Source organism: Caballeronia sordidicola, from assembly GCF_000729995.1.
Taxonomy (GTDB): Bacteria; Pseudomonadota; Gammaproteobacteria; order Burkholderiales; family Burkholderiaceae; genus Caballeronia; species Caballeronia sordidicola_A.
In genome coordinates, this window is the sequence record NZ_JNFG01000010.1 from 37092 (window position 1) to 62786 (window position 25695).

The window sequence follows — 25695 nt, forward strand, 5'->3', positions numbered from 1 at the left end:
GATCAACCAGAGATAACAAACCGCTTTTTGCCTGACAATTAAGCCGGCTTCGGATCGCGCCAGAACAAGCAGACGGACGATCCGTACCCCGGGGCCACAGGCTCCCGGCGGCGGCCATCTGGAGGAGACATGGGACTACCTGCACCCGCTGCGACCGGCGCTGAGAACGTTGGTGAGCCCCAGCCGCATCGGCCGGCCGTGTTGGGCCTGGCGCTGGCTGCGCTTGGCGTGGTTTATGGCGACATCGGCACCAGTCCGTTGTACACCCTGCAAACGGTCTTCGATCCCGCCAACGGGTTGAAGCTGGATCCCGGCAATGTGATCGGCATTGTCTCGCTGATCTTCTGGTCGCTGACGGTGGTCGTCTCGCTCAAGTACGTGACGCTCATCCTGCGCGCGAATAACCACGGCGAAGGCGGAATCATGGCGCTGCTGGCGCTTGCCGCGTCGTCGGTTGCGAGCCGTCCACGGCTTCGTCATACCCTGCTGGCCGTCGGTGTGATGGGTGCTGCACTGTTCTATGGCGATGGCGTGATTACGCCCGCCATATCAGTGCTGAGCGCGGTTGAAGGGCTGCAGGTCGCAACGCCGTTGCTCAAGCCCTATGTCATCCCGATCACGCTGGCCGCGCTGATTACGTTGTTCATGATGCAAAAGCACGGGACGTCCGGTATTGGCGCGGTGTTCGGGCCGATCATGGTGGTGTGGTTCATCGTCATCGCCGGGGCGGGGCTCATCAAGATCATGAACGCGCCGCATATCCTGGTCGCGCTCAATCCGTTTGCGGGGCTGGCATTCTGCCTGCATCACCGGTGGCTGGCGTTCGTCGCACTGGGGGCCGTCGTGCTGTCCTTGACGGGCGCTGAGGCGCTATATGCCGACATGGGTCATTTCGGCGCCCATCCGATCCGGCTCACCTGGTTCGGCCTGGTATTCCCGGCACTCGCATTGAATTACCTCGGACAGGGCGCGCTACTGCTGTCCGATCCGTCCGCTGTGCAAAATCCGTTCTATCGATTGTTCCCGGTGTGGTCGCTGTTTCCCATGGTCGTGTTGTCGACGATAGCCACGGTGATCGCCTCGCAAGCCGTGATTTCAGGCACCTATTCGATGACGAAGCAGGCGATGCAGCTAGGCTTCCTGCCGCGCATGAACGTGGTGTACACATCGGCGAAAGAGATAGGGCAGATCTACGTTCCGGGCATCAACTGGACCTTGCTGGTCGCCGTGGTGGCGGCTGTGATCGGCTTCGGGTCATCGACTGCACTGGGGTCGGCTTACGGCATTGCCGTTACCGGCACCATGCTTATCACGACCATGCTTACGTTCTTCGTGATTCGTTATGCATGGCATTACAACTGGTTTCTGTGCGTGGGCGCTACGGTGTTTTTCTTTGTGATCGATGCCACGTTCTTCTCGGCCAATCTGCTCAAGATCACGCAGGGCGGGTGGTTCCCGCTCGTGATCGGGCTGCTCATGTTCGCCGTCATGACCACCTGGGGACGTGGATGGGAAATCATGCTCGGGGAAGCCAAGGTACGGGCCGGGACGACGCCGCTCAAGCCGTTCCTGGAGTCGCTGCTGGCGCGTTCTCCTGTGCGGGTCAACGGGACGGCGATTTTCCTGTCGCCCGATCCTCATGGCGTGCCGCATGCGTTGATCAACAACCTCATGCATAACCAGGTGTTGCACCGGCGAGTGGTGTTCCTGACGGTGTCGAACAAAGAGGTCCCGTGGGTTGAAGAGAGCGAGCGTGTGTCGGTGCAATCGCTGTGTAGCGACTGCTATCACATCACGATCTCTTACGGCTTCAAGGACGAGGTCAACTTGCCGCGTGCCCTTGAAGCATGCAAGGCATACGGCCTGGTGTTCGAGCAGTCGGAGACGTCCTACTTCCTGAGCCGTGCGACCGTGATACCGAAGCGCGAGAGGGAAAGGTGCATGGCCCTGTGGCGCGAGCGATTGTTCGGCGTCATGCTGCACAACGTCGGCAATGTATCGGCGTATCTCAAGCTGCCAACTAATCGCGTGGTCGAATTCGGATCGAAAGTGGAGATCTGAGGTTTGCTTTCTTAGGTGCCGCTGTCCGCCTCGCTAATAGCTCGAGACGGACAGCAGGCATCATCGCTCTTCGCCGTAGCCGCCACCGCCGGGAGTCTGAATGACGAAGACATCGTCGGGATTCATCTGCGACTGATGTCGCGCGCCGAAGGTCTCACGCTCCTTGCCCCCCCGCTCGTTCGACCCAGTTCATACCAAGCGCACCCGCCTTGCCGCCCGCCAATCCGAACGGCGCGACACGCCGCCGGTTGGAGAGGATCACCGCGGTCATCGGCGCGAGGAAACGTACCCTTCGCTCGGTGCCGTCGCCGCCTGTATGCAGTCCCGCACCGCCGCTGCCGCGGCGGATGCGGAAGTCGTCGAGACGTACCGGAAAGCGCCACTCGAGCACTTCCGGGTCGGTCAGCCGCGAGTTCGTCATGTGCGTCTGGACCGCGCTGCAACCGTCAAAGGCAGGGCCGGCACCCGCGCCGCCGCAGATGGTCTCGTAGTACTGGAACTGCTCGTTGCCGAAGGTGAAGTTGTTCATCGTGCCCTGTGCGCCGGCCATCACGCCGAGCGCGCCGTAGAGGGCGTCGGTGACAACTTGCGAGGTCTCGACATTACCCGCCACCACCGCTGCCGGATAGTGCGGATTGAGCATCGATCCCGCCGGAATGCGGATCTCGAGCGGCTTCAGGCAACCGGCGTTGAGCGGGATATCGTCGTCTACCAGCGTGCGGAACACATACAGCACCGCCGCCTTGCAGATCGCCGATGGCGCGTTGTAGTTGTTCGGTTGCTGCGCGCTCGTGCCCTCGAAATCGATCACGGCCGACCGCGCTTCGCGGTTGATCGATACCGCCACCACGATCTTCGCGCCGTCGTCGAGCGCGTATTCGAAACGGCCGTCCTTGAGCACGGAAAGCGTGCGCCGCACGACTTCTTCCGCGTTGTCCTGCACGTGCTGCATATAAGCACGCACCACATCCAGACCGAACTGCCCGCACATGCGTTCAAGCTCCTGCGCGCCCTTCGTGCAAGCGGCAACTTGCGCACGCAGATCGGCCAGGTTCTGCTCGACGTTGCGTACCGGATACTGGCCGGAAGTCAGCAGGTCGCGTATTTCACGTTCGAGAAAACGCCCTTGCGCCACGAGTTGAATGTTGTCGAGCAACACGCCTTCCTGGTCTACGTGCGTGGAATCCGGCGGCATGGAGCCGGGCGTGATGCCGCCGATATCCGCATGGTGTCCGCGCGCCGCGACATAGAAGGTCGGTGTGGAGCTGGCATCGACGAACACCGGCATGATGACGGTCACGTCCGGCAAATGCGTACCGCCTGCGTACGGTGCGTTGAGCACGTAGACATCGCCGGCTTGCATGGTGCCCGCACGCCGGTCGATGATTGTCTGCACACTTTCGCCCATCGACCCGAGATGCACCGGCATATGCGGCGCGTTGGCGATCAGGTTGCCGCCGGTGTCGAAGAGCGCGCACGAAAAGTCGAGACGTTCCTTGATATTCACCGAGTACGACGTGTTAGCGAGCGTCACGCCCATCTGTTCGGCAATCGACATGAACAGGTTATTGAACACTTCAAGCAGCACAGGGTCCGCCTGCGTACCTGCAGCATGTCGATTGACGAGCGCGGTCGTTCGTTCAACCACGAGATGATTGTGCTTGCTGACCACGACTTGCCAGCCGGGTTCGATCACGGTCGTTCCGGTACGCTCGTTGACGATCGCCGGGCCGTCGATACGCGCGCCGGGCGCCAGCGCATCGCGATCGAAGACAGGGGTATCGCGCCATTCACCGCCCGAGAAAATGCGCGTGGTCGCAAGCGCTTCCGGATTCATCGATGCATGCTCGGCCAGCGGCCATTGTTCGTCTTCAGCGTCCTGCGTGCGGCCGATGGCTTCGACCGCGACCGCTTCGATGATCAGCGTCTTGTTCGGCATGAGGAAGCCATAACGCGTACGATACAAACGCTCGAACGTCGCAACGATACTTGCCGGTTCCGTCGAGAAGTTGATTTCAAGCGCGGTGTCGGTGCCGTCGTATTTGATATGCAGCGTGCGCCGCAACGCGATGTTATCGACGGGAATGCGTTGCTCGGCAACTTCGTTTTGCGCTGCTGTTTCCAGTGGTCCGAACGTGTGACCGCAAGCTGCGAGCGCTTCGCGATCAAGCGGTGTTTCAAGCGCTTGCTGCCGCAGTGCGCGGACATCGGCGAGACCCATGCCGTAGGCCGACAGAACGCCCGCCAGCGGATGGATGAACACGCGCGACATGCCGAGCGCGTCAGCGACGAGGCACGCATGCTGACCGCCCGCGCCGCCAAAACACGCGAGCGTGTAGTGCGTGACGTCGTAGCCGCGCTGCACGGAAATCTGCTTGATCGCGTTCGCCATGTTCTCGACTGCGATCTTCAGGAAGCCTTCCGCAATTTCTTCAGGCGTTCGCGCGACGCCGGTCGCGGCTGCCACCGCCGCTGCCACCTCCGCGAACTTGCGTTGCACGACATCGGCGTCGAGCGGCAGGTCGCCGTCCGGCCCGAACACGTGCGGGAACCAGCGCGCGCTGATCTTGCCGGTCATCACGTTGCAGTCGGTTACGGTCAGCGGGCCACCGCGCCGGTACGAAGCCGGTCCGGGATTCGCGCCCGCGCTTTGCGGCCCGACGCGAAAACGCGCGCCGTCGAAGCTGCAGATCGAGCCGCCGCCCGCCGCAACCGTATGGATCTTCATCATGGGCGCACGGATGCGCACGCCGGCCACTTCGGTGGCGAACTCGCGCTCGTACTCGCCGGCGTAGTGCGTGACGTCGGTGGATGTGCCGCCCATGTCGAAGCCGATGATCTTGTCGAAGCCCGCGAGTTTCGATACCTGCGCTGCTCCTACGATGCCACCCGCTGGTCCCGACAGGATCGCATCCTTGCCCTGGAAACGATGGGCATCGGTGAGGCCGCCATTGCTCTGCATGAATTGCAGCGGCACTGCACCCAGATCGGCTTCAACCTGCCCGACATAGCGGCGCAGGATGGGTGAGAGGTATGCGTCGACTACAGTGGTGTCACCCCGCGAGACCAGCTTCATCAGCGGGCTGACTTCGTGGCTGACGGAGATCTGCGTAAAACCGATTTGCTCCGCAAGCTCCTTGAGCTTTTGTTCATGCGCGGTGTAACGGTAGCCATGCATCAATACGATTGCGCAGGACCGGATGCCGTTATCGAAGGCGCTTTGCAACGCTTGGCGAGCCTGCTCGACGTCGAGTTCCCGCACGACTTCACCGCGTGCGCCGATCCGCTCATCGATTTCAACAACTTGCTCGTACAGGAGCGTCGGCAATTCAATGTTTCGCACGAATAGCTTCGGCCGGCTTTGATACGCGATGCGCAGGGCATCGGCGAAGCCTTTCGTGATAGCGAGCAGCGTTGGCGCGCCCTTGCGTTCGAGCAGCGCGTTCGTGGCTACTGTGGTGCCCATCCGTACGCTATCGATTAGCTCGGCGGGCACGGCTTCGTGGTTTGCGATGCCCAGCAGCTCGCGGATGCCATGCACAGCGGAGTCGCGATATCGCTCGGGGTTCTCTGACAACACCTTATGCGTGACGATGCGGCCATCGGGGCGGCGCGCGACGATGTCGGTGAAGGTGCCTCCGCGGTCGATCCAGAATTGCCAGCGGCGGTCGTGGGAGGGATTTGTCTGGGACATGGGAGTGGTCCTGTTGTAAAGGATAACTTAGGAAGGGCGGGGTGCTCGCGCCGGTGGACGGAGGTGGATTGGTGCCCGGTTGCTAGGTTTTGCGTTAGCGGTCGGAGTCAGTGCCGGGTTGCTGCTTTCGGCGTTAGTGGTCTGCTTGAGTTGGCTTTTTTCTTTATCACTATTAGCCACTGTGCGTGGCGGCACGTCATTTCTTTGTCCAAAGCGACAAAGAAACGAAGCAAAGAAAACGCTTTCAGAACGAGGGCTCATAAGTTGACCTAGCGTGCAGTTTCCACGTTTTTGGCACCCCAAAAGCACGGTGCTCGCCAGAATGGAGGATGTGTGAAACCCTCCTTCTCCGAACACGGATACCCACACGCTTCGCCACCAGTGATTGAACCTGCCCAAGGGACACCCCGCGCTATCCGCGGACAACCACCTAACAATTTGTATGCATCCCGAACCACGTCGCCAACCCGCTAAGAAACAAAGCCCCTAGAATGCATGAGGCCGTACCGCACGAATAACACTGTGAGTCGCACAATCAAAACCACCAAAATATATAGCGGTATGCGTCGGGTCGTGTGGCCAACGAAGATAACAGCGCAGATTACTCAGCAGCACAGACTACTAAACCAATCTCCGAAAAATGGAGCCGTAAATACGCGTAAGGCCGTGTTGGTTCTTTGGCAATGGTGCTTGCCCGAGAGCGTACGGGGCGAAGCGTGTGCGTGTAAGAATTCGCGAGAAGGAGGGTTTCACACATCCGTCGTTCTGGCGAGCACCGTGCTTTTGGGGTGCCAAAAACGCGGAAACTGCACGCTGGGTCAACTTATGAGCCCTCGTTCTGAAAGCGTTTTCTTTGCTTCGTTTCTTTGTCGCTTTGGACAAAGAAATGACGTGCCGCCACGCACAGTGGCTAATAGTGATAAAGAGAATATCCGACTCATGCAGACCGCTAACACTGAAAGCAGCAACCCGGCATTGACTCCGACCGCTACCGCAGGAACCTAGCACCCGGCACTGACTTCGACCACTACCCCCCCGTCCACCAGTGCGAACACCCCACCCCTCCGCGAGCAAAATCTAAGAAACAAGCTTAGCGCCACGCGTCTCCGGCAACGTCAACGCCGCCAAAATCACCACGCCATAGGCCGCAGCCGCGAACGTCCCAATCGCGATGCCCAAGGACATTTTCTGCGCGACAAAACCGATCAGGAAAGGAAACGTCGCGCCGACAGCACGGCCGAAGTTGTAGCAAAAGCCCTGACCAGAACCACGTATCCGTGTAGGAAACAACTCGGTCATGAACGCGCCCATGCCGGCAAAGATCCCCGACGCAAAAAAGCCAAGCGGAAAGCCAAGGATCAGGAGCAAGGTGTTGCTCATCGGCACACGGGTGTAGACCAGCGCGATGATCATGGAAGCCAGCGAAAACACGATGAAGTTAAGTCGTCTGCCGAAGCGGTCGCTGAGAAATGCGCCACACAGGTACCCCGCATACGATCCAGCGATCACCACGGCGAGATAGCCGCCAGTGCCGACTACGCTCAGGTGCTGCTCGGTCTTCAGGTACGTCGGCAACCACGTAGTAATGGCGTAATAGCCGCCCTGCGTGCCGGTCGCGAGAATGGCCGTGCGCAGCGTGGTGAACCAGATACCGGGGCCGAAGATTTCGAGGAACGAGCTGCGGTCATTGGTTTCCAGTTCGCGTTGTTTTTGCGCCTTGTGGACTTCGGGCTCGTCGACAAGACGGCGGATCATGATCACGAACGGCGCGGGCAAGATCCCGAGCGCGAACAGTGCGCGCCATGCGATGTCGCCGGGGAGAAACGAAAACACCAGCGTATAGAGACCAGCGGCGACCGCCCAACCAATTGCCCAACCCGCCTGCACCATGCCCACTGCCTTGCCTCGATCGCGCGGGCGGATGACCTCGCCGATCAATACAGCGCCCGCTGTCCACTCGCCACCGAAGCCAAAGCCCATCAAGCCGCGTGCAACCAGCAACTGCGAGTAATTCTGAGCAAACGCGCAGACGAGCGTGAAGAACGCGAACCATAGAATAGTGATTTGCAGCGTCTTCACTCGGCCGATGCGATCCGAGAGAATGCCTGCCACCCAACCGCCGAGCGCGGACGTCAGCAACGTCACCGTTCCGATCAACCCGGCTTCGCCCTTGCTCAACCCCCAGGTTGCAATCAGGGTGGGGATCACGAAGCTTAGGAACTGCGTGTCCATGGCGTCGAGTCCATAGCCTATCTTGCAGCTCCAGAACGCGCGCTTCTCGCTTGGGGTCGTGTGTTTATACCAGCCGAACATGCCGCTGCTGGCGGGTTCATCGGGCAGCGCTTCAACTTGCGTGCTCGCATAGTGGGCTTCGGTATTCATGGCTTTCTCCAGGGTTCGTGAGCGTGCGCTCAGAGCACAGCGAGCGATGAGTTGGGGATGTCGGTCATGAGCATGTGACCCGGCCGATGCGCAATGGCGAACGGCAGCCGCGCGCTTTCAATGGCGCTTTGCGGCGTCACACCGCACGCCCAGAACACGGGTATTTCGTGTTCATGGATCGAGACCGGTTGACCGTAATCGGGCTGCATCAAGTCTTCAATACCGAGCACCGCCGGGCTGCCCAGATGCACCGGTGCACCGTGCACCGAAGGAAACCGGCTCGTGATCTGGACAGCGCGCACCGCATGCGCGCCGCTCATGGGACGCATGGAGACGACCAGCTTGCCGCCGAACGGCCCGGCCGCCTGGTTGGAAATGTTCGTCCGGAACATCGGCACGTTGACGCCCTCATCGACGTGCCGTAACGGAATACGTTCGCGCCCCAGCATCTGTTCGAATGAAAACGAGCAGCCGATGGCAAACACCACCAGATCGTCGCGCCAGAGTTCGACGATATCGCCCGGCTGCTCGCACAACACGCCGTCGCGATACACGTTATAGCCGGGAACGTCGGTGCGGATATCGAGGTCTCGGCCCAGCGCAGGGACGTTCCACTCACCGGGTTCACCCACGCCGAGCAGCGGGCACGCCTTGGGGTTGCGCACGCAAAAACGCAGGAAATCCTCTGCATAAGCGCTTGGGATGACGGCGAGATTGGCTTGCGCGAACTCGCCGCAGTGACCGGCCGTCGGACCGGTAAAACGCTTGCTGCGGACTTGCTGGCGGAAAAGGTGCGGCATGGTTCAGGTCCCTCACGAATGCAATGAAATGGCGATGAAGCAAGTGATGGGATGCAGGTTAGGGTCGAAAAAAAAGCGGCGCCAGCGAGTAATTCCGCTCGTATGCGTTAAGGTTTTCTTAACAGTTTCGTGCGGGTTTTCACGTAGCGGGTTTTGGCTCAAGGCACTAGACAAATAGGCGCAAAGCAAGGCTGCATGCCTTTTTCCGCGATGTTTTGACGTGCTGACGCCCGCAGGCCGGCGTGCATTTTTTGCTAGGAAATGCACGGCAAAAATCATCGATCACGCAGGCGCATTTTTTTGGCGGAGTTAATAATTCCTCCGGGCTGCCGTTAAGCGAACCAGCGGGCTCGTTCTCCCGCGCCTCTCCTGACCGCCGTTCCTTTCAACTGGAAAACAAAAAAATGAACCGTCTGTCCTTGCGTCAGAAGTTATGGATGCCGCTGATTCTGTCGTGGTTCGGCCTTCTGACGCTGACCGTCTGGCACGCTTACCAGACGCGTGACCTGCAGTTGTCAGAGCGTCACCGCGATCTGGGCGATATTGTCTCGATGTCGTATTCAATCGCCGCCGGCCTCGACAAGCTGGCGCAGAGCGGCAAGATGTCCGTCGACGCCGCGAAGCAGGAAGCCATCGCGCGGATCGGCGACCTGCGGTACGACGGCGGCGGGTACGTGACTATCGTCGGGGCGAATTCGGTCATGATCATGCATCCGATCAGCCCGAAGCTGGACGGCAAAGACATGTCGGACTGGAAGGACGCGAAGGGCAACCCGCTCTACAAGGCCATCGCCGCGGCGGGCAGTTCCGCGGAAGGCGCGGGGTTCCTCGAATACTGGTGGCCGAAGCCGGGCGAGACCGAACCGAGTTCGAAGCTGGGCTATACGAAACGCTACAAGCCGTGGGACTGGGACATGATCGCCGGCACGTATCAGGACGACATCCAGGCGGCGTTCTATCGCACGCTCTTGCATTCGTTCCTGATGCTGTTCGCACTCGGCGCGGCTATTTCGCTGTTTGCATCGCTGGCAATCAAGAGCGTGCGCCGCTCGCTTGGCGGTGAACCTGCCGACGCCGCGCAACTCGCGCGGCAGATAGCATCGGGCGACCTGACGGGGCGTATCGATGTGACGGCCGGCGATACGCATAGCGTTATCTCAGCGATTGCCCATACGCGCGATAGCCTGGCGGGCACGGTATCGCGCGTGAAGGACGCGGCCGATGCCATCAAGCTTGCCGCCGCGGAAATTGCCAGCGGCAACGCGGACCTGTCGAGCCGCACCGAGCAGCAGGCAGCGGCGCTGCAGGAGACCGCGGCGGCCATGGACGAGATCACGACCACGGTCCGGGCGAATGCCGATAACGCGTCGCAAGCAAGTCAGGTTGCGGCAAGCGCGTCGGCGCAGGCGCTGCGAGGCGGCAACGTGGTGAATGACGTGGTCGAGAACGTGCGCGCAATTGCAACGAGCTCGAAGCAAGTTGCCGAGATCACGGCGGTGATCGACGGCATTGCATTTCAGACGAATATTCTTGCGCTGAACGCGGCGGTTGAAGCGGCGCGGGCCGGTGAAAACGGCCGTGGTTTTGCGGTGGTGGCGGGCGAAGTGCGCAGCCTCGCGCAACGCAGCGCGGCTGCGGCAAAAGAGATCCGCGTGCTGGTCGATACCTCGCTGACGCAGATCGAAAGCGGCGCGGGACTCGCCGAAAACGCGGGCAAGGCAATGGCCGATATCGTCACGGCGGTCAAACGCGTGACATCGATTGTGGAGGACATTGCTACTGCGTCGAGCCAGCAGAGCGTGGGGATTGAAGAGGTCAACCGAGCCATCGCGCAGATGGACGGCACCACGCAACAGAACGCGGCGCTGGTCGAGCAGGCCGCAGCGGCAGCGAGTTCGATGAACGATCAGGCCCTCCGCCTGGGTGACGCCATGCAGTCGTTCCGGCTGACGCCTGCATGAATACACGTTTCCTCGAGACCTTCGTGACGCTGGCTGAACTGGAAAGTTTCCGGGCGACGGCGCGTGTCATGCACGCTACGCCCGCGACCATTTCGCTGCGCATCAAGTCGCTTGAGGACGAGTTGAAGACTGAGCTGGTCGACCGCACCTCAACCGCGTTCCGGTTGACGACGGCAGGGCAGAGTCTGCTCGGGCTCGCGAGGAACGTGGTCGATGCCGCGCGTGCGTTGCGCGAGGCGGCGGGTCAGGAGGTCGTGGTCGGCGGCAAGCTGCGGTTGGGCGTCATCGAAACAGTGGTGCATAGCTGGCTGTCGCACTACATCACGTACTTGAATGCGAACTATCCGAAGCTCGATGTCGATCTCACCGTCGACTCCAGTTCGGTGTTGCAGCGCCGCTTGCTGAGCGGTGAGCTTGATCTCGTCATACGGGTGGAGGGGATCGATAGCACCAAGATTGCATCGAGTGCGGTGGCGAGTTATCCGGTGCGCTGGATCGCGCGGCGCGGGTTGTTGTCGCGACGCACGGCGGGGCTTGCGTTACGTGTTTTGCAACGGCCAATAGTCACGTTCGGCCGTGGGACAGCGCCGCAAGTCGCGCTGGAAAGTATCGTACATACGCTTGCGCGGCAAGAGAACATGCGGCCCGAACAAACGCGTATTACGTGCTCGCCCTCGGTGGCCGCAATCGTTCAACTGGTGCGCGATGGATATGGCGTTGCCGGTATTCCCAGTCTTTTCGTCGCGAAGGAATTGCAAAGCGGCGAGTTCGTCGAGTTGCCGTTGAAGCCGGTTCCACCGCCGATTGTTGTGTCGCTATGCAAGCCCGTCGATGCGAGTGTCATGGTCAATGCGGCGGCCAACGCTGCGCACGTAGCGTGTTCCGCCTACTCCAAATCGATCAAAAAAGACTTCCTGGAAGGGCTTTAAATTTCACTTTCGCTTTCACGCGATGACGCCTCGCGCTGGAATACAACGGTTGCCCTACCCTTGTACGTTGTTGCGCGACTTTGTGCGAATGAGAATTTTTTGGCGAGCGCAAGCGAGGGCGCATTTTCCGGCGAGATGATGCAGACAATCTCCGCTTCGGGCCAGCGTGCATCCGCCCATCGCAACGCGGCGCGCACGGCTTCGGTTCCGTAGCCTTGTCCTTGCGATTCGGCAGTCAACATCCATCCGATCTCCGGCGCTTCATCGAACGCGGGATCGATACCGCGCTTGAATTGCCCGAAGCCGACCTCGCCGACGAACTTGCCGCTGTGCTTCTCGCTGACTACCCAGTAGCCGAATCCCATCAATGACCAATGCCCCGCGCTTCGAAGCAGGCGCGCCCATGCTTCCTCTTTCGTGAAGGCGTTGCCGGTGACATGGCGCACGACATTGATGTCCGACCACATGGCGTAGATGTCGTCGAAATCGGCTTGTTGCGGTGGGCGGAGGACGAGGCGATCGGTTTCCAGAACAGCAGCGGAGTGGGGCATGGGCGAAACGTGAAAGCGTGAATAGGACAGGGGACGTCGCTAGCGGCGTAGCCTGAAGGGAACAGGGAATATAACCGCTCGGGTCAGGACCGGAAAGTTCGCCAAGCGTGGTGCGAATTGGCGAGCCGTGCGGCCAGCCATCAACCCTCAAACCATCACGCCGCTATGCTCGGACACCAGCGTCTCGATCAACGCGCTCAGGTCGCGCGTTGCTTCGTTACGCATGGTCGGTGCGATGTGAAGTTCCAGTTCGGCCGGCGGCAGCGCCGGCAGGCCATCCGCTTCGCCGAACGTGCGCCAGCATGCGGGCAGCGTCCGACGATCGATGATGGTCACCGCCGCGCCATGATTCACCGCAATGCGGATGCCGGTGGGACTTTGGCTCGTGTACACGAGTTGATAATCCCGCCCGATCGCGGTCAGCGCCTGCAATCCCCGTTGCCGATAAGTACAGCTTTCGTCGAAGAGAGCGAGCGGCACCGGCGCATCCGCGCACAACTCGAAATCATGATGAGCCGCCCACACCAGTTCCTGACGCGCTAGGGGTTTTCCCCCGGCACGCTCGCCATGCCGCACGACCAGCGCCAGATCGAGTTCACCTGCACCCAGCCGTTCCAGCAATTCCAGCGATGTCCGGCAATGAATATGCGGCCGAGCGCCGGGGCGCAACGCGTAAAACGCCCGCAGCAATTCCGGCAGCCAAAGCTCAGCATAATCTTCCGGCAGCCCGAAACGAATCACGTTGCCGCGGCTACCTCGCGTGAGCGATGCAATCGCCTCGTTCTGCACCTGCAATATCCGCCGAGCGTGGATCAGGAAATTCTCGCCATCGCTTGAGAGCGCGAAATGACGGCTGTTGCGCAAGAACAGATGCGCGCCAAGCCGTTCTTCGAGCGTCCTGATACGCAGGCTGATGGTTGATTGCGTGCGATGAAGCTGGCGTGCCGCCGCCGTGAAACCCCCGCTTTCAGCCACTACTACAAACGCACGTACGAGTTCCGCATCGAGTGAAGCGATCTTCGACCAATCGGGTTCGCTAATGGAATCCATCGGAAATACTCGCTTTCCAAAAGAAATTGGCCGCCAAAAGATCGGGCCGTCGTTCGCAGATTGTTGTTGAAGTCGACTCGTAAATCCACTCGCCAAAATATCGATTTGGAGCCTGCCGTGGTTCTCTCTGTTTCACTTGCCGATGCTGAATGCCTGGATCTCAGCGATATCGTCAACACCGACCGCTATCCCTTGCACGACCCGGACAGCCCGCGCCTGAACGAACTGGTGGCGGCCTGCCGCGCCGATCTGGCCGCGAGCGGCAGCGCCGTGCTGCACGACTTCCTGCGCCCGGAGGCGCTGGAGCGGGCACGCAACGAGGGTCGCGCCCTAGCCACAAAAACCTACTTTTCAACTCGTAAGGTCAACGCCTACTTCACCGCCGACGATCCCACGTTGTCCGACGCCGATCCGCGCCGCATCTTCATGGACCGCACTAGCGGCTTTGTGACACGCGACCTGATTCCGGCAGACGCGATCGTGCATCGCATCTATGTCGCCCAGGCGATGAAGCGTTTCGTGGCCGACTGCCTGGGCGAAACGCGGGTGTGGGAATACGCCGATCCGTATGCGGGCCTGGTGCAGAACGTGATGCCGCCCGGCACTGAACAGCCGTGGCATTACGACACGAACGAATTCATCGTTTCGATGATGACACAGCAACCCACCTCGGGCGGTGACTTCGAATACTGCCCGAACATTCGCACGCCGCAAGGCGAGAACTATGAAGGCGTCGGCCGGGTGGTACGAGGGGAAACCCGCGAAGCCATCAACATCATTACGTTGCGTCCGGGAGACCTGCAATTGTTCAAGGGCCGCTTTTCGCTGCACCGCGTCACGCAGGTAGCGGGAGAAGTCGAGCGTCACACAGCAATTTTTGCTTACTCGCAAAAGCCTGGCGTGATCGGACGGCTTGAACGGACACGGCAGTTATACGGCCGCGTTTCGGAAGCTCATCTGGAAGCCGAACAACGGCTCGTTCGCGCCGATAGCCTCGTCGATTAACTCTCATAAAAAGCCCACATGTCGATTATTCGCCCCACCCATCTTCCTGAAGATTGCGAACCCACCGCAGCAGAAATTGCGCAGATTCAGCGTGACCGGCTGGCTGCCGTGCGCCGTGAGCTGAAGAAGCGCGATTTGACCGCCGCTGTTCTGTTCGACCCGACGCACATGCGCTACGCCACCGGCTCGCGCAACATGCAGGTCTATTCAATGCGCAACCCGGCCCGCTATGTGTTCGTGCCGGCGGAAGGCAAGGTCGTACTGTTCGAGTACGCAGGCTGCGATTTCCTGGCCGACGGGCTGGACACCGTCGATGAAGTCCGCCCCGCCACCGCGATTTCCTATTACTTCTGCGACGACATGCTCGGTCAGGTCACCGAGCGCTGGGCAGCAGAAATCGATGAGCTGATGAAACAAAGCGGCGGCGGCAAGCGCATTGCGATTGAAAGCGCGACGTCCGCCGCGGCGTTCGCATTGCAGGCGCGCGGCTATCAGGTCTTCGATGCACAGGAGCCGCTCGAACGGGCGCGTGCCATCAAGGTGCCCAACGAGATCAAGATGATCCGCGCGTCGCTGCGTGCCGCTGAAGAAGGCGTGCGCAAACTGGAAGCAGCGCTTGTGCCGGGCATCAGCGAGAACGAGCTATGGTCGCATCTGCATCAGCACATCATTGCAACCGATGGCGACTACATTGAAACGCGCCTGATCAGTTCGGGGCCGCGCACCAATCCGTGGTTCCAGGAAAGCAGTCCGCGCAAGATCCAGTCGGGTGAACTCGTCGGGCTCGACACGGACGTGGTCGGCCGCTTCGGCTACTACGCGGATTTTTCGCGCACGTTCCTTTGCGGCGATGTGCAGGCGACAGCCGCACAAAAGAATCTCTACCAGCTCGCATACGAGCAGATTCATTCGAACATGGAGAATGTGCGTGCGGGCACGACCTTCCAGGAGTTCATCGCCCGGGCGTGGAAGATTCCCGAGCCATACCGTGCACGCCGCTATTTCGCGCTCGCGCATGGCGTTGGCATGACGGGCGAGTATCCGTACATCGTGCATAGAGAGGACAACGAGGCCAAGGGGTATGACGGCGTGATCGAGCCGGGCATGACCCTGTGTATCGAAAGCTATATCGGACACGAGGCCGGCGGCGAAGGCGTGAAGCTCGAAGAGCAGGTCTACATTCGCGACGACGGCCGCGTCGAACTGCTCTCGGATTATCCGTTCGAGGCCAGGTTGCTGGCCTGATTCTCACCCACGCCGCATCACTAGAAATCGATAACAAACCAACCCCATAGGTGCAAGACGATGCTCAAACGATTCTTCAAAGCAGGCATTTCGGCGCTGGTCGTGGCTGCGGCTAGCGCCGGCACTGCGCACGCCGCAGGGACTTTCTGCAGCTCCGGCAAGACCGTGCACTTTGCGGGCATTACGTGGGAGAGCGGCGCGTTTGCGACCGAAGTGCTGCGGCAAATCCTTGAAAAGGGCTATGGCTGCGCTACGGATGTCGTGCCCGGCAGCACTGCCGCCACTGAGACCGCGCTGGCAAGCAACGACGTGCAGGTCTGGGCCGAGCAATGGACCGGCCGTAGCGAGATTACATCGAAAGCGGTCGCTGCCGGCAAGGTCAAGCTGGTCGGCGACACGCTGCCGGGTGGCACGAAAGAGGGCTGGTTCGTGCCCGAATATGTGATCAAGGGCGATGCGTCGCGCAACATCAAGGCGAGCGCGCCAGGTCTTGCTTCCGTCACGGACCTGCCGAAATACAAGGAGCTGTTCGCCGATGATGAAGAACCGGAAAAGGGCCGTTTCCTGAACTGTCCGACAGGCTGGGACTGCGAACGCGTGAATACGCGTTTGCTCAAGGTGCTGAGCCTCGATGCGTCATACACCAACTTCCACCCGGGCACGGGCGCGGCGCTCGATGCATCGATCGAATCGGCGTATCAGCGCGGCAAGCCGCTGGTGTTTTATTACTGGGGACCGGCTGCGCTGATGGCGAAATACAAGTTCGTCGAACTCAAGATGCCGGCGTATAACGACGCCTGCTGGAAGACCCTGCGCGATGAAAGCAGCACGAAGCAATGTGCTTCGTCGTACATGGTGTCGCACGTGACGGTGGGTGTCTCGACGCCCTTCAGCGAAGCCGAACCGCAAGCCATCGAGATGTTCTCGAAAGTCCGCTTTCCGATGGACTTCCTGAACAGCACGATCCTTGAGATGACATCGAAGAAGATCGACGGATCGGCCATGGCCACCACGTTCCTGCGCACGCATCCCGAGATGTGGAAGACCTGGGTGCCGGCCGATGTAGCGGCCAAGGTGCAGGCCAAGCTGGGCACTTAATAACGGGCCCTTTCCGTGTCACCGCGACCCTTCCCAAGACGAGTGAACCATGACGTCCATCTTTCCGCATCTTTCGCTTGCCGACCCGATCAACGACAAGGTCGCATTGCTGGTCCAGAACTATGGCGATGCCTTCCACTCGTTCAGCCTGGTCGTGCTGAAATATTTGCTGGTGCCGCTGGAAAGCGGCTTGCGAATCACGCCGCCGTGGCTCTTGTTACTCCTCGCCGGTCTGCTCGCCTGGCACGCCACGCGAAAGCTCTCGCTGGCCGCGCTGTTCGTGCTGCTGCTTTACGCAATCGGCGCGTTCGGGTTGTGGGACAAGTTGATGCAGACGCTCGCGCTGATGCTGGTGGCAACCGTTCTGTCGATCGTGCTAGGCATTCCGCTCGGCATCCTGTGCTCGCAAAGCCGGTGGATGCGCCGGGCGTTATTGCCCGTGCTCGACGTGATGCAGACGCTGCCCAGCTTCGTGTACCTGATCCCGGTGCTGATGCTCTTCGGGCTGGGCAAGGTGCCCGCCATTTTCGCAACCGTGATCTATTCGCTGCCGCCGCTGATCCGGCTCACGGACCTGGGTATCCGGCAGGTCGACGGTGACGTCGTGGAAGCCGCACGCTCCTTTGGCACGACACGTTGGCAGGTGCTGATAGGCGTGCAGTTGCCGCTCGCGCGGCCGAGCATCATGGCCGGTATCAACCAGACCACCATGATGTCGCTGTCGATGGTCGTGATTGCATCGATGATCGGCTCGCGTGGCCTGGGCGAAGACGTGCTGGCCGGCATCCAGACGCTCGATGTCGGCAAGGGCATGCAGGCGGGTATCGCGATTGTGATCCTGGCGATAGTAATCGATCGGATCTCGCAGGGTTATGGTCAGGAACGGCGTGCACGCATGGCGCTGAGCGCGAACAGGAGGGCACGCGTGCAGGCTCGCCAGAGCGCGCGCAGCCCCGGTCTTGGCGAGCCGGAAGCGGCGGGCGACGCCGCTTCGCGTCACGTCTGACTCTCACCCAACCTTCTTGCGCGGAGCGCGAACATGACAGCTATCCGAGTCAGCAACGTCTACAAGATCTTCGGGCCGACGATGACCCACGCACGCGTTATCGACATGCTCAGGCACGGCGCGTCGAAGGCGGACGTGCTGGCAGACAACGGCTGCAACGTGGGCCTTAACAACATCAACCTGAATATCGAGGCGGGTCAGATCTTCGTGATCATGGGCTTGTCCGGTTCCGGCAAGTCCACGCTCGTGCGCCACTTCAACCGGCTGATCGATCCAAGCGCGGGCGAGATCGTGATCGACGGCGAGAACATCCTGTCGCTCAACGCGGCGGGGCTGCGCGAGTTCCGGCGGCATCGCGTGAGCATGGTGTTCCAGAACTTCGGCCTGTTGCCTCATGCAACGGTGCTGGAGAACGCGGCGTACGCATTGCGTGTAAGAGGCGAGCGCCACGATGTAGCAAACCAGAAGGCCCGGACCTGGCTCGGCAAGGTGGGCCTGGACGGTTACGGCGATAAATTTCCGGACGAGCTTTCAGGCGGGATGCGTCAGCGCGTGGGGCTCGCCCGTGCGCTGGCGGCGGACACGGAAGTGCTGCTGATGGACGAAGCTTTTTCGGCACTTGATCCGTTGATCCGCACGGAGATGCAGGATCAGTTGCTCGAGTTGCAGAGGACGTTGAACAAAACCATTGTCTTCATCACGCATGACCTGGATGAAGCATTGCGGCTCGGCACGCAGATCGCGATTCTGCGTGATGGTGAACTCGTGCAGCAAGGCACGCCCGAGGACATCGTGCGATTTCCGGCGAACGACTATGTTCGCCGGTTCGTCGAGCGGCGCGCCGAACGCGTCGCGTAACCCAATCAGTTAGCACCGTGACTGAGCGCAGGACAGGGCCCATATCAAGGGTCCTGGAAACACACGCCCATACCGGGCGATCAATAAAAGAAGCGTCATAAAAGAAGCGTCATAAAAAAAGCAGGTCCACGCCGGCGCCACGCCGGATCTATGGTTTTGGAGCCATCAATGAAAAAGCAAGCAATGTGCATGACTTTGTCATGCCTGTTCGTCGCGGGCGCGCATGCCCAAAGCAGTGTGACGCTGTATGGCGTCATCGACGAAGGGTTCGACTATACGAATAACGTCAACGGCAATAAAGCCTATGAAATGCAGAGCGGTTACGCGCAGGGCAGCCGCTGGGGATTGAAGGGCGGAGAAGATCTGGGCGGGGGCGTCAAGGCAATTTTCACCCTTGAAAATGGCTTCAACCTGAATAACGGGCGGCTGGGTCAGGGCGGTCTGGAATTCGGCCGGCAAGCTTTCGTGGGCATTAGCGACGCCACATACGGAACCGTTACGTTGGGCCGGCAATATGATTCGGTAGTGGACTTTCTTGCGCAGACAACGGCAAACGGCAACTGGGCAGGGTATCTGTTCGCGCACCCGTACGATAACGACAACACTGACAATTCATTCCGCGTGAATAACACGGTGAAATACACGAGCCCGACATGGGCCGGTTTTCAATTCGGCGGCATGTATGGGTTCAGTAACGTGGCCGGGGGTTTTGCCAACAACCGGCTGATGAGTGTTGGCGCGCAATATACCTACGGCGGTTTGCTGATTGCGGCGGCCTATTTGAATTCGGATAACCCTTCCGGCACGACGAGCGGCGCCATTCCCACGACCGACCAGAACTTCCTCGCGCAGCGCTTGCGCGTCTTCGGCGCCGGTATCAACTACACCATGGGCAATGCGACGGTCGGTTTTGCGTACACCAACTCCAACCTGTCCGACCCGACTTCCACGACCTATATCACGGGGTCAATCGTCCCGGCAGGCGGATCGATATCGTCGCTCAAGTTCAACAACTTCGAGATCAACGGCAAGTATCAATTCACCCCGGCGTTTTTCGTCGGTGCGCAGTATGTCTATACACGTGCTACCGATAACGCCAGCACCGGCACGGCTCACCCGAACTATCAGTCGGCAGGGTTGATGGCCGACTACCTGCTGTCCAAGCGTACCGATGTCTACGCCCAAGCTGCTTTCCAATCGGTCGGTGGGGACAACACCGGAACCGCGCTGGATGACGCGTACGTGCCGGGTGCGGCGGACGCTTCGTCCACGTCGAAGCAGGTTGTCGTGCGGCTCGCGATACGGCACAAGTTCTGAGTGAGGGATGTTCCCGAGCGGCGGGCGTGTCTCGGGAATCCACCGTTCTTTACGGATGCGCATTGAGCCAGGCTGCGTTCTCGTGGATGCTGGATGGGTTGCATTTCGTGGATCGCCCTTCGAGGGGCTTCCCTTCCTAAACTCCCGATCGCCGGCCATGAACGCCCCAGCGTGTGCTGGATCAACATCACCTCATCGATCGCCCTGCCATGGATCTGCGCGTGCAGCGCGGCGTAGCGGTCCGAGCCCGACGGCGGACCGGCGGGAAGCCACGCCGCGGAGACAAAAAGTGACTGACTTCAATGCGCACATGAGCCACAATGTAGCTACTAAAATTTAGAGCGCGCAGCAGTGGCGAATACCGATGTCGTTCGTGCCCGGATAGACGGGTATATCAAAGAGGAAGCTACTAATGTACTGGCCGAAATGGGTTTGTCCGTTTCGGATGCAATCCGAATTCTGCTTACCCGCATAGCGGCAGATAAAGCACTTCCCTTTGATATCAACCGTGCGCATCCCCAATCGGATGGTAGGACACCGTGAGGTTTTCCCGGAAGCAATCAAACAACCTCCAGTCACGGCACCGAACCTATGGATCGCATACAACAGCTCAACTACGAAAAAGATTTCCGCATTGCGTTCCTGGAGTCCAAGGGTGACGGATTCCAACGCCTTTTCGAGAAGTTGATGTCGAAGGTTCACCCAAACGACTTCATGGCTTGCCGCCCTTGGGGCAATGTTGGGGATCGGAAGAATGATGGATATCTGCCTTCGGCGCGAGTCCTGTTCCAGAGCTACGCCCCCAATGAATTGAGCGCCACCGAAGCCATCAAGAAGATCAACGAGGATTTCGAGGGTGCCAAAGAGCACTGGGCGAAATACTTCGATGAGTGGACTTTCGTCCACAACGCTCCTGATGGCCGTTTGAGTCCTCAAATCATCGAGGCGCTAGCCAGAATCGGACAAGAAAACCCGAAGATCAAAATCGGCCACTGTGGATACGAGGAGATGCTGAAGAAGTTCCGCCAGTTGAATCTGCTGGATCTTGAATCCTGGTTCGGTCTCGCGCCGACGATGGAAGCGAACGTCAATCTGGGTTACGGCGACTTGGTAGCCGTGCTTACTCATATCAACGTCACTCCCATACCGACTACGAGCGAAGTAAAAGACGTATCACGCGGGAAGATCGAGGCGAACCTTCTCTCTCAGGCTGTCGCCGACTTCTTGAAGATTGGCATGCAGAAGTCGCCGCTGGTTGCACAGTTCTTCAACAACTGGAAGAACCCCAGCTACGGTGAGCAGATTGCGTCGGCATTCAAGAGCGAATATATGGCGTTGCGCGAGGCGACGCCTCGACTCCATCCCGATGAGATCTTCGGCCGACTAGAAGCCTGGGCCGGAGGGTTGGCAAATACCACGCCCACGCGTAAGGTTGCGGTGCTGGCCGTCATGGCCTACCTGTTCGACAAGTGCGAGATTTTCGAAGACGCTCGAGCGGTGGGGACAGCATGATCCTTCCTTCCAAGCATCTTCCACAGGATCGCGCACTGTTGACCGTGGGCGGCCATGTTCTGACCTTCCTGGCAGGCCCTAAGACGGTTTCCGCGTTATGGGAGGAACTAAACAGGCACGATGCAGGTTTGACTGGCATAACGCCTCGGCGTATCACCTATGACTGGTTTTTGCTCGCCCTTGATCTTCTGTATGCCCTCGGGACCATTGAACTTGACAGAGGCCTCGTGGCACGGAGGACAGCTTGATTCACCAGATTTACAGCGCACTACCCACTTTCAAGAATCTCGCTGATCTGAAGCCGGGCCTGAATGTCCTGCTTGCTCAAAAAACAGAGGGAGCAAGCAGCAAGCAAACACGCAATCGAGCGGGCAAAACCAGTTTCGTCGAACTTGTGCATTTCCTGACGGGCTCCGAAGCCCCTCCGGATTCCATTTTCCGCACGCCAGAACTGATCGACTCAGCCTTCGGCATGATCTTCGATCTGAAGGCTGAACACACTGTCGTTGAGCGCAGTGGCAACTCCAAGGCGAAGATCTCCGTGAGGACCCCGCCCGGGGCCAAGATGAAATTCTCGGCAACCGAGTGGTGCTCGTTCCTCGGCGAACAAATGTTCGGTTTGAGCAGCCTGGAAGCTGCAGGCAGCAAGCCGCCTTCGTTCCGGTCGCTGTTCGCCTATTTTGTGCGCCGGCAAGCAAGTGGCGCTTTCATGACGCCGGAAAAGCAGGCCACGATGCAGGGAACTGGCGACATGCAAATGGCGCTCATGTTTCTTCTCGGATTGGACTGGCAGATTGCACGCGATTGGCAAGCTGTTCGTGATCGTGAAAAGACCCTGGAAGAACTAAAGAAGGCAGCTGGAACTGGCGCGTTCGGCTCGATCATCGGCAAGGCCGCAGACTTGCGCACGCAGATGACTTTGCAAGAGGCACGTCTCAAGAAACTCCATGCAGAGATCGAGACATTCCAGGTGTTGCCCGAATATCGAGAACTGGAGGTCGAAAGCTCCGTGCTGACACGTCAACTCAATGAGTTGGCCAATGCCAACACCATCGACTTCTCGGCTATTCGCGACTTGGAAGGCGCGCTGACCTCCGAAATCCCTCCCGATCTTGAAGACCTTCAGGCGGTCTATCAAGAAGCAGGCGTGGCGCTTCCTGGCTTGGTCAAGCGCCGCTATGAGGACGTGAAGAGTTTCCATGAGTCGGTGGTGCGCAATCGCAAGGATTATCTGTCCAGCGAACTCGAAGCGGCAAAGCTGCGCATCGAGCTACGCGATGGGAGAAAGGCACAGCTTGACCATCGACGCGGTGAAATTCTGGGTATCCTCAAGAGCTACGGTGCGCTGGAACAGTTTTTAAAGCTGCAAGGAGAACTTGGTCGACTCGAGTCCGAAGTGGAATCGCTGCGCCAACGCTTTGAAGCCGCGGAGCAGCTTGATGGTACGAAGAACGAGTTGGAGATCGAACGTAATCGCCTCACGATCCGGCTACGGCGCGATTTCGCCGAGCAGAAGGATCAACTGGCTGAAGCGATCGTCGCGTTCGAGGAGACCTCTCAACGTTTGTATGAATCAGCCGGTAGCATGACGGTCGATGAAACATCCAATGGCCCGATGTTCAAGTTTCCGATGCAGGGTGAACGGAGCAAGGGCATCAAGAACATGCAGATTTTCTGCTTCGACATGATGCTTATGCGTTTGTGCTCCAAGCGTAGAATGGGACCCGGATTTCTGATCCATGACAGCCACCTCTTTGATGGCGTTGATGGTCGCCAAGTAATTAGCGCGTTGCGCCTTGGCGCCGAGATTTCGAGTGAACTTGGTTTTCAGTACATCGTGACGATGAATGAAGACGACGCGTTTAAGGAAACCATCGAAGACTTCGATCTCAATGACTATGTACTTGCAACACGCCTGACTGATGCCACCGAAGATGGCGGCCTGTTCGGTATTAGGTTTGGATAGGCAACGACTCCCGTCGTTGCCGGGATTCGGCCAGACTCGATCGATCAAGCGTACGTGGCGGGTGCGGCTCGCGATACGTTACAAGTTCTGATTGAGGCGTGTTCACGGGCGGCAGCCATAGGCCCGCGAGCACGCCCTCAGCAACCCTCACATCCTGATGACATCCATCACGGTTTTCTTCTTGTCCTTGAACTGATAGATCGTGATGGCTGCGTCCTTGAGATCGCCATGCGGATCGAACGCGATGCGGCCGATCACGCCGTCATATTGAGTCGATGGCATCGCGGCCAGCACCTTGGTGCGCTCGGTCGAGTCCGCGCGTTTCATCGCGTTGTAGATCACGTAGACCGCGTCATAGGTGAACGGCGCGTACGCATCGATCGGCGTATTGAAACGTGCCGTATAGCGCTTTTCGAAGTCCTGTCCCTTGGGCATCTTCGAGAGCGCCAAACCCGCCTCTGAACAGGTCACGTTGCCGATCGCATCGCCGGCCAAATCGATCATCTTTTCCGTGCATGCGCCGTCGCCGCCCAGCACCTTGGCTGTAATCCCGAGATTGCCCGCCTGCTTGGCCAACGGCCCGGCGGTTGCGTCCGAGCCGCCGTACATGATGACGTCGGGACGCAAGCCTTTTATCTTCGTCAGGATCGCGCGGAAATCGGTGGCCTTGTCGTTGGTTTGTTCGCGCGTGACGATCGTGCTGCCCTTCGCTTTCGCGGCCTTTTCGAATTCATCGGCGAGTCCCTGACCGTAGGCGGTGGAGTCGTCGATAATCGCAATCCGCTTCGCATGCAGCGAGTCGAGCGCGTAATGGGCGAGCGCCGGTCCCTGCAGCGCGTCTGTCGCGACTACGCGAAACGTGGTCTTGTATCCCTGCAGGGTGTACGTGGGGTTGGTCGAACCTTGCGAAATCTGCACGATGCCCGCTTCGCTGTAGATCTTCGACGCAGGGATCGAGACGCCCGAATTGATATCGCCCACAACCGCCACCACGCCGTCGTCCACCAGCTTCTGCGCGACCTGCGTGCCGGTGCGCGGATCGGCGGCATCGTCCTGGGAATCGAGCTGGAAGCGGACCGGCTTGCCGCCGATCACCGGGTGCTGGCTGTTGATTTCGTCGATCGCCAGCCGCGCAGCGTTTTCGCTGTCCTTGCCCATGTGGGAAAGCTGTCCGGTCAGTGGCGCGGCGTGGCCGATCAGGACGACGGCCGGGTCGGCCGCGTAGCTTTGTCCGCTGACAATCAAAAGAACCGCTGCCGAGAGGACGGAGCAGGCGGAGCAGGCGGGACGCGAGAAACGAAGCGGCGCGGAAGAGGAAGTCACGAGCGGATCCTTGGGGCTTGGAAAGTGAGCGGGGGCGTCCATCGAATGCAGTTAAGCAACATGGCCGCCGAATGAGGCTCAGTATTCAAACGCCAATTTCCCCCGTCCAACGACTAATTATGTTGACTGGCGATAAACAAATCTAATTGGGGCGCAAGGAATCCATCAAGACTGTGTAACGATGCTTATCGCGCCGCAGTTGCAGCGGCTAGCGTCGCACGGAACGAGGCCGGGTTTGGACCTGTGTGAGTAGCCAACTGCGCGAGGAGTTCAGCCCGTGCCGTTTCTCCACCTTGTTATTTGTAGCGCTATGCGCTACACTTCATATGGCAATCAAGACATTCAAGCATAAAGGTTTGCGGGCGTACTTCGAGACAGGCAATGTCAAAGGCATCAAGCCGGCGCATGCGGCAAGACTAAGCCGCTTGTTATACGCGCTCAATCGAGCGAGTGAGCCCAATTCGATGAATTTCCCCGGCAACGACTTTCACAAATTGAAGGGCGATTACCGCGATTTTTTTGCTGTGTCGGTTAACGGAAACTGGCGGCTTATTTTTACTTTCGATGGTACCGATGCGGTGCTAGTCGATTACAGGGACTATCACTGATGAAGCAACATTTCGTTCCGCATCCGGGCTCGCTGTTGCGTGAAGACATTCTTCCCGCATTGGGGCTAACCGTCACCGAAGCGGCCGGGCAACTCGGCGTTTCACGCTCCGCATTGACGCGTTTAATCAACGAACACGCAGCGGTAAGCGCGGAAATGGCCTTGCGTCTGGAGCAATGGATCACGAACCCGCCCGCGTCCATGTGGCTGCAATTGCAGAATGATCGCGATCTTTGGGAAGTCAAACAGCGCGGCGTTCCGCAGATCGCGAGGGCAGCCCCACGCACCGAAGCACCGGTTTAGCCCGTGCCGTCATCATCGCGTTGGATC

General features: G+C 59.5%; 21 protein-coding genes and 1 pseudogene. 15 read left to right on the forward strand and 7 right to left on the reverse strand.

Annotated features, from left to right (window positions below; all coding sequences use genetic code 11):
* Window positions 1–129: 129 nt before the first annotated feature.
* A complete protein-coding gene (locus tag FH08_RS0111015) occupies window positions 130–2061 on the forward strand; it encodes a potassium transporter Kup (protein ID WP_031358369.1) in 1932 nt (643 codons plus the stop codon).
* A gap of 60 nt (window positions 2062–2121) precedes the next feature.
* On the opposite strand, the pseudogene FH08_RS48345 reads toward FH08_RS0111015, so the two are convergent.
* The 4 genes and pseudogenes from FH08_RS48345 to FH08_RS51790 form a co-directional block, all read right to left on the reverse strand.
* A pseudogene (locus FH08_RS48345) lies at window positions 2122–5755 on the reverse strand (hydantoinase B/oxoprolinase family protein).
* 1077 nt (window positions 5756–6832) lie between these two features.
* Complete coding sequence (locus FH08_RS0111025) at window positions 6833–8137, reverse strand: MFS transporter (protein ID WP_031358370.1); 1305 nt, start codon at window positions 8135–8137, stop codon at window positions 6833–6835.
* A gap of 29 nt (window positions 8138–8166) precedes the next feature.
* On the reverse strand, window positions 8167–8937 hold the full coding sequence (locus FH08_RS0111030; RefSeq protein WP_031358371.1) for a putative hydro-lyase: 771 nt from the start codon (window positions 8935–8937) through the stop codon (window positions 8167–8169).
* 12 nt (window positions 8938–8949) lie between these two features.
* A complete protein-coding gene (locus tag FH08_RS51790) occupies window positions 8950–9216 on the reverse strand; it encodes a hypothetical protein (RefSeq protein WP_152602790.1) in 267 nt (88 codons plus the stop codon).
* A 125-nt stretch (window positions 9217–9341) separates the two neighbouring features.
* Here FH08_RS51790 and FH08_RS0111035 point away from each other — a divergent pair, with 125 nt between their 5' ends.
* Both FH08_RS0111035 and FH08_RS0111040 read left to right on the forward strand, forming a co-directional pair.
* A complete protein-coding gene (locus tag FH08_RS0111035) occupies window positions 9342–10898 on the forward strand; it encodes a methyl-accepting chemotaxis protein (protein ID WP_031358372.1) in 1557 nt (518 codons plus the stop codon).
* Window positions 10895–11827, forward strand: coding sequence for a LysR family transcriptional regulator (locus FH08_RS0111040; RefSeq protein ID WP_031358373.1), 933 nt, complete (start codon window positions 10895–10897; stop codon window positions 11825–11827). Before FH08_RS0111035 ends, FH08_RS0111040 begins: the two co-directional genes overlap by 4 nt.
* Here FH08_RS0111040 and FH08_RS0111045 read toward each other — a convergent pair.
* Both FH08_RS0111045 and FH08_RS0111050 read right to left on the reverse strand, forming a co-directional pair.
* Window positions 11824–12378, reverse strand: a complete 555-nt coding sequence (locus FH08_RS0111045; protein ID WP_031358374.1) for a GNAT family N-acetyltransferase — start codon at window positions 12376–12378, stop codon at window positions 11824–11826. The genes FH08_RS0111040 and FH08_RS0111045 overlap by 4 nt on opposite strands.
* Window positions 12379–12525: 147 nt before the next feature.
* Window positions 12526–13428, reverse strand: a complete 903-nt coding sequence (locus tag FH08_RS0111050) for a LysR substrate-binding domain-containing protein (RefSeq protein ID WP_031358375.1) — start codon at window positions 13426–13428, stop codon at window positions 12526–12528.
* A 117-nt stretch (window positions 13429–13545) separates the two neighbouring features.
* On the opposite strand from FH08_RS0111050, the gene FH08_RS0111055 reads away from it, so the two are divergent.
* From FH08_RS0111055 to FH08_RS0111095, 10 genes are all read left to right on the forward strand, one after another.
* On the forward strand, window positions 13546–14433 hold the full coding sequence (locus FH08_RS0111055; RefSeq protein ID WP_031358376.1) for a hypothetical protein: 888 nt from the start codon (window positions 13546–13548) through the stop codon (window positions 14431–14433).
* Window positions 14434–14451: 18 nt separating this feature from the next.
* Complete coding sequence (locus tag FH08_RS0111060; RefSeq protein ID WP_031358377.1) at window positions 14452–15678, forward strand: M24 family metallopeptidase; 1227 nt, start codon at window positions 14452–14454, stop codon at window positions 15676–15678.
* Between the two features lie 60 nt (window positions 15679–15738).
* A complete protein-coding gene (locus FH08_RS0111065) occupies window positions 15739–16776 on the forward strand; it encodes an ABC transporter substrate-binding protein (RefSeq protein WP_031358378.1) in 1038 nt (345 codons plus the stop codon).
* Between the two features lie 49 nt (window positions 16777–16825).
* The gene (locus FH08_RS0111070; RefSeq protein WP_051888134.1) at window positions 16826–17782 is read left to right on the forward strand and encodes an ABC transporter permease; all 957 of its coding nucleotides are present in this window, start codon (window positions 16826–16828) and stop codon (window positions 17780–17782) included.
* A gap of 33 nt (window positions 17783–17815) precedes the next feature.
* Complete coding sequence (locus FH08_RS0111075) at window positions 17816–18640, forward strand: quaternary amine ABC transporter ATP-binding protein (RefSeq protein WP_051888135.1); 825 nt, start codon at window positions 17816–17818, stop codon at window positions 18638–18640.
* A gap of 168 nt (window positions 18641–18808) precedes the next feature.
* Window positions 18809–19957 carry a porin gene (locus FH08_RS0111080; RefSeq protein ID WP_031358381.1) on the forward strand — a complete coding sequence of 383 codons (1149 nt, stop codon included), beginning with the start codon at window positions 18809–18811 and terminating at the stop codon, window positions 19955–19957.
* Window positions 19958–20308: 351 nt separating this feature from the next.
* The gene (locus FH08_RS50350) at window positions 20309–20500 is read left to right on the forward strand and encodes a type II toxin-antitoxin system RelB/DinJ family antitoxin (protein WP_075583324.1); all 192 of its coding nucleotides are present in this window, start codon (window positions 20309–20311) and stop codon (window positions 20498–20500) included.
* Window positions 20501–20548: 48 nt separating this feature from the next.
* Window positions 20549–21469 carry an ABC-three component system protein gene (locus FH08_RS0111085; protein WP_031358382.1) on the forward strand — a complete coding sequence of 307 codons (921 nt, stop codon included), beginning with the start codon at window positions 20549–20551 and terminating at the stop codon, window positions 21467–21469.
* Window positions 21466–21717, forward strand: coding sequence for an ABC-three component system middle component 6 (locus tag FH08_RS54135; protein WP_031358383.1), 252 nt, complete (start codon window positions 21466–21468; stop codon window positions 21715–21717). The genes FH08_RS0111085 and FH08_RS54135 overlap by 4 nt, the downstream gene beginning before the upstream one ends.
* Window positions 21714–23435: an ABC-three component system protein gene (locus FH08_RS0111095; protein WP_031358384.1), complete on the forward strand. Its 1722-nt coding sequence runs from the start codon at window positions 21714–21716 to the stop codon at window positions 23433–23435. Before FH08_RS54135 ends, FH08_RS0111095 begins: the two co-directional genes overlap by 4 nt.
* 147 nt (window positions 23436–23582) lie before the next feature.
* On the opposite strand, the gene FH08_RS0111100 is transcribed toward FH08_RS0111095, so the two are convergent.
* A complete protein-coding gene (locus tag FH08_RS0111100; protein ID WP_035565938.1) occupies window positions 23583–24680 on the reverse strand; it encodes a branched-chain amino acid ABC transporter substrate-binding protein in 1098 nt (365 codons plus the stop codon).
* 323 nt (window positions 24681–25003) lie between these two features.
* Between FH08_RS0111100 and FH08_RS0111105 the strand changes: the two genes are divergently transcribed.
* Both FH08_RS0111105 and FH08_RS0111110 read left to right on the forward strand, forming a co-directional pair.
* Entirely contained in the window at window positions 25004–25366 is a 363-nt protein-coding gene (locus FH08_RS0111105) for a type II toxin-antitoxin system RelE/ParE family toxin (protein WP_326928950.1), read from the forward strand.
* Window positions 25366–25668, forward strand: a complete 303-nt coding sequence (locus tag FH08_RS0111110; protein WP_031358387.1) for a HigA family addiction module antitoxin — start codon at window positions 25366–25368, stop codon at window positions 25666–25668. Before FH08_RS0111105 ends, FH08_RS0111110 begins: the two co-directional genes overlap by 1 nt.
* The last annotated feature ends 27 nt before the right edge of the window (window positions 25669–25695 follow it).

Coding starts and splice junctions, on each gene's coding strand:
- FH08_RS0111015 (WP_031358369.1), top strand. CDS start 130: ATGGGACTACCTGCACCCGCTGCGACCGGCGCTGAGAACGTTGGTGAG.
- FH08_RS0111025 (WP_031358370.1), bottom strand. CDS start 8,137: ATGAATACCGAAGCCCACTATGCGAGCACGCAAGTTGAAGCGCTGCCC.
- FH08_RS0111030 (WP_031358371.1), bottom strand. CDS start 8,937: ATGCCGCACCTTTTCCGCCAGCAAGTCCGCAGCAAGCGTTTTACCGGT.
- FH08_RS51790 (WP_152602790.1), bottom strand. CDS start 9,216: ATGATTTTTGCCGTGCATTTCCTAGCAAAAAATGCACGCCGGCCTGCG.
- FH08_RS0111035 (WP_031358372.1), top strand. CDS start 9,342: ATGAACCGTCTGTCCTTGCGTCAGAAGTTATGGATGCCGCTGATTCTG.
- FH08_RS0111040 (WP_031358373.1), top strand. CDS start 10,895: ATGAATACACGTTTCCTCGAGACCTTCGTGACGCTGGCTGAACTGGAA.
- FH08_RS0111045 (WP_031358374.1), bottom strand. CDS start 12,378: ATGCCCCACTCCGCTGCTGTTCTGGAAACCGATCGCCTCGTCCTCCGC.
- FH08_RS0111050 (WP_031358375.1), bottom strand. CDS start 13,428: ATGGATTCCATTAGCGAACCCGATTGGTCGAAGATCGCTTCACTCGAT.
- FH08_RS0111060 (WP_031358377.1), top strand. CDS start 14,452: ATGTCGATTATTCGCCCCACCCATCTTCCTGAAGATTGCGAACCCACC.
- FH08_RS0111065 (WP_031358378.1), top strand. CDS start 15,739: ATGCTCAAACGATTCTTCAAAGCAGGCATTTCGGCGCTGGTCGTGGCT.
- FH08_RS0111070 (WP_051888134.1), top strand. CDS start 16,826: ATGACGTCCATCTTTCCGCATCTTTCGCTTGCCGACCCGATCAACGAC.
- FH08_RS0111075 (WP_051888135.1), top strand. CDS start 17,816: ATGACAGCTATCCGAGTCAGCAACGTCTACAAGATCTTCGGGCCGACG.
- FH08_RS0111080 (WP_031358381.1), top strand. CDS start 18,809: ATGAAAAAGCAAGCAATGTGCATGACTTTGTCATGCCTGTTCGTCGCG.
- FH08_RS0111085 (WP_031358382.1), top strand. CDS start 20,549: ATGGATCGCATACAACAGCTCAACTACGAAAAAGATTTCCGCATTGCG.
- FH08_RS54135 (WP_031358383.1), top strand. CDS start 21,466: ATGATCCTTCCTTCCAAGCATCTTCCACAGGATCGCGCACTGTTGACC.
- FH08_RS0111110 (WP_031358387.1), top strand. CDS start 25,366: ATGAAGCAACATTTCGTTCCGCATCCGGGCTCGCTGTTGCGTGAAGAC.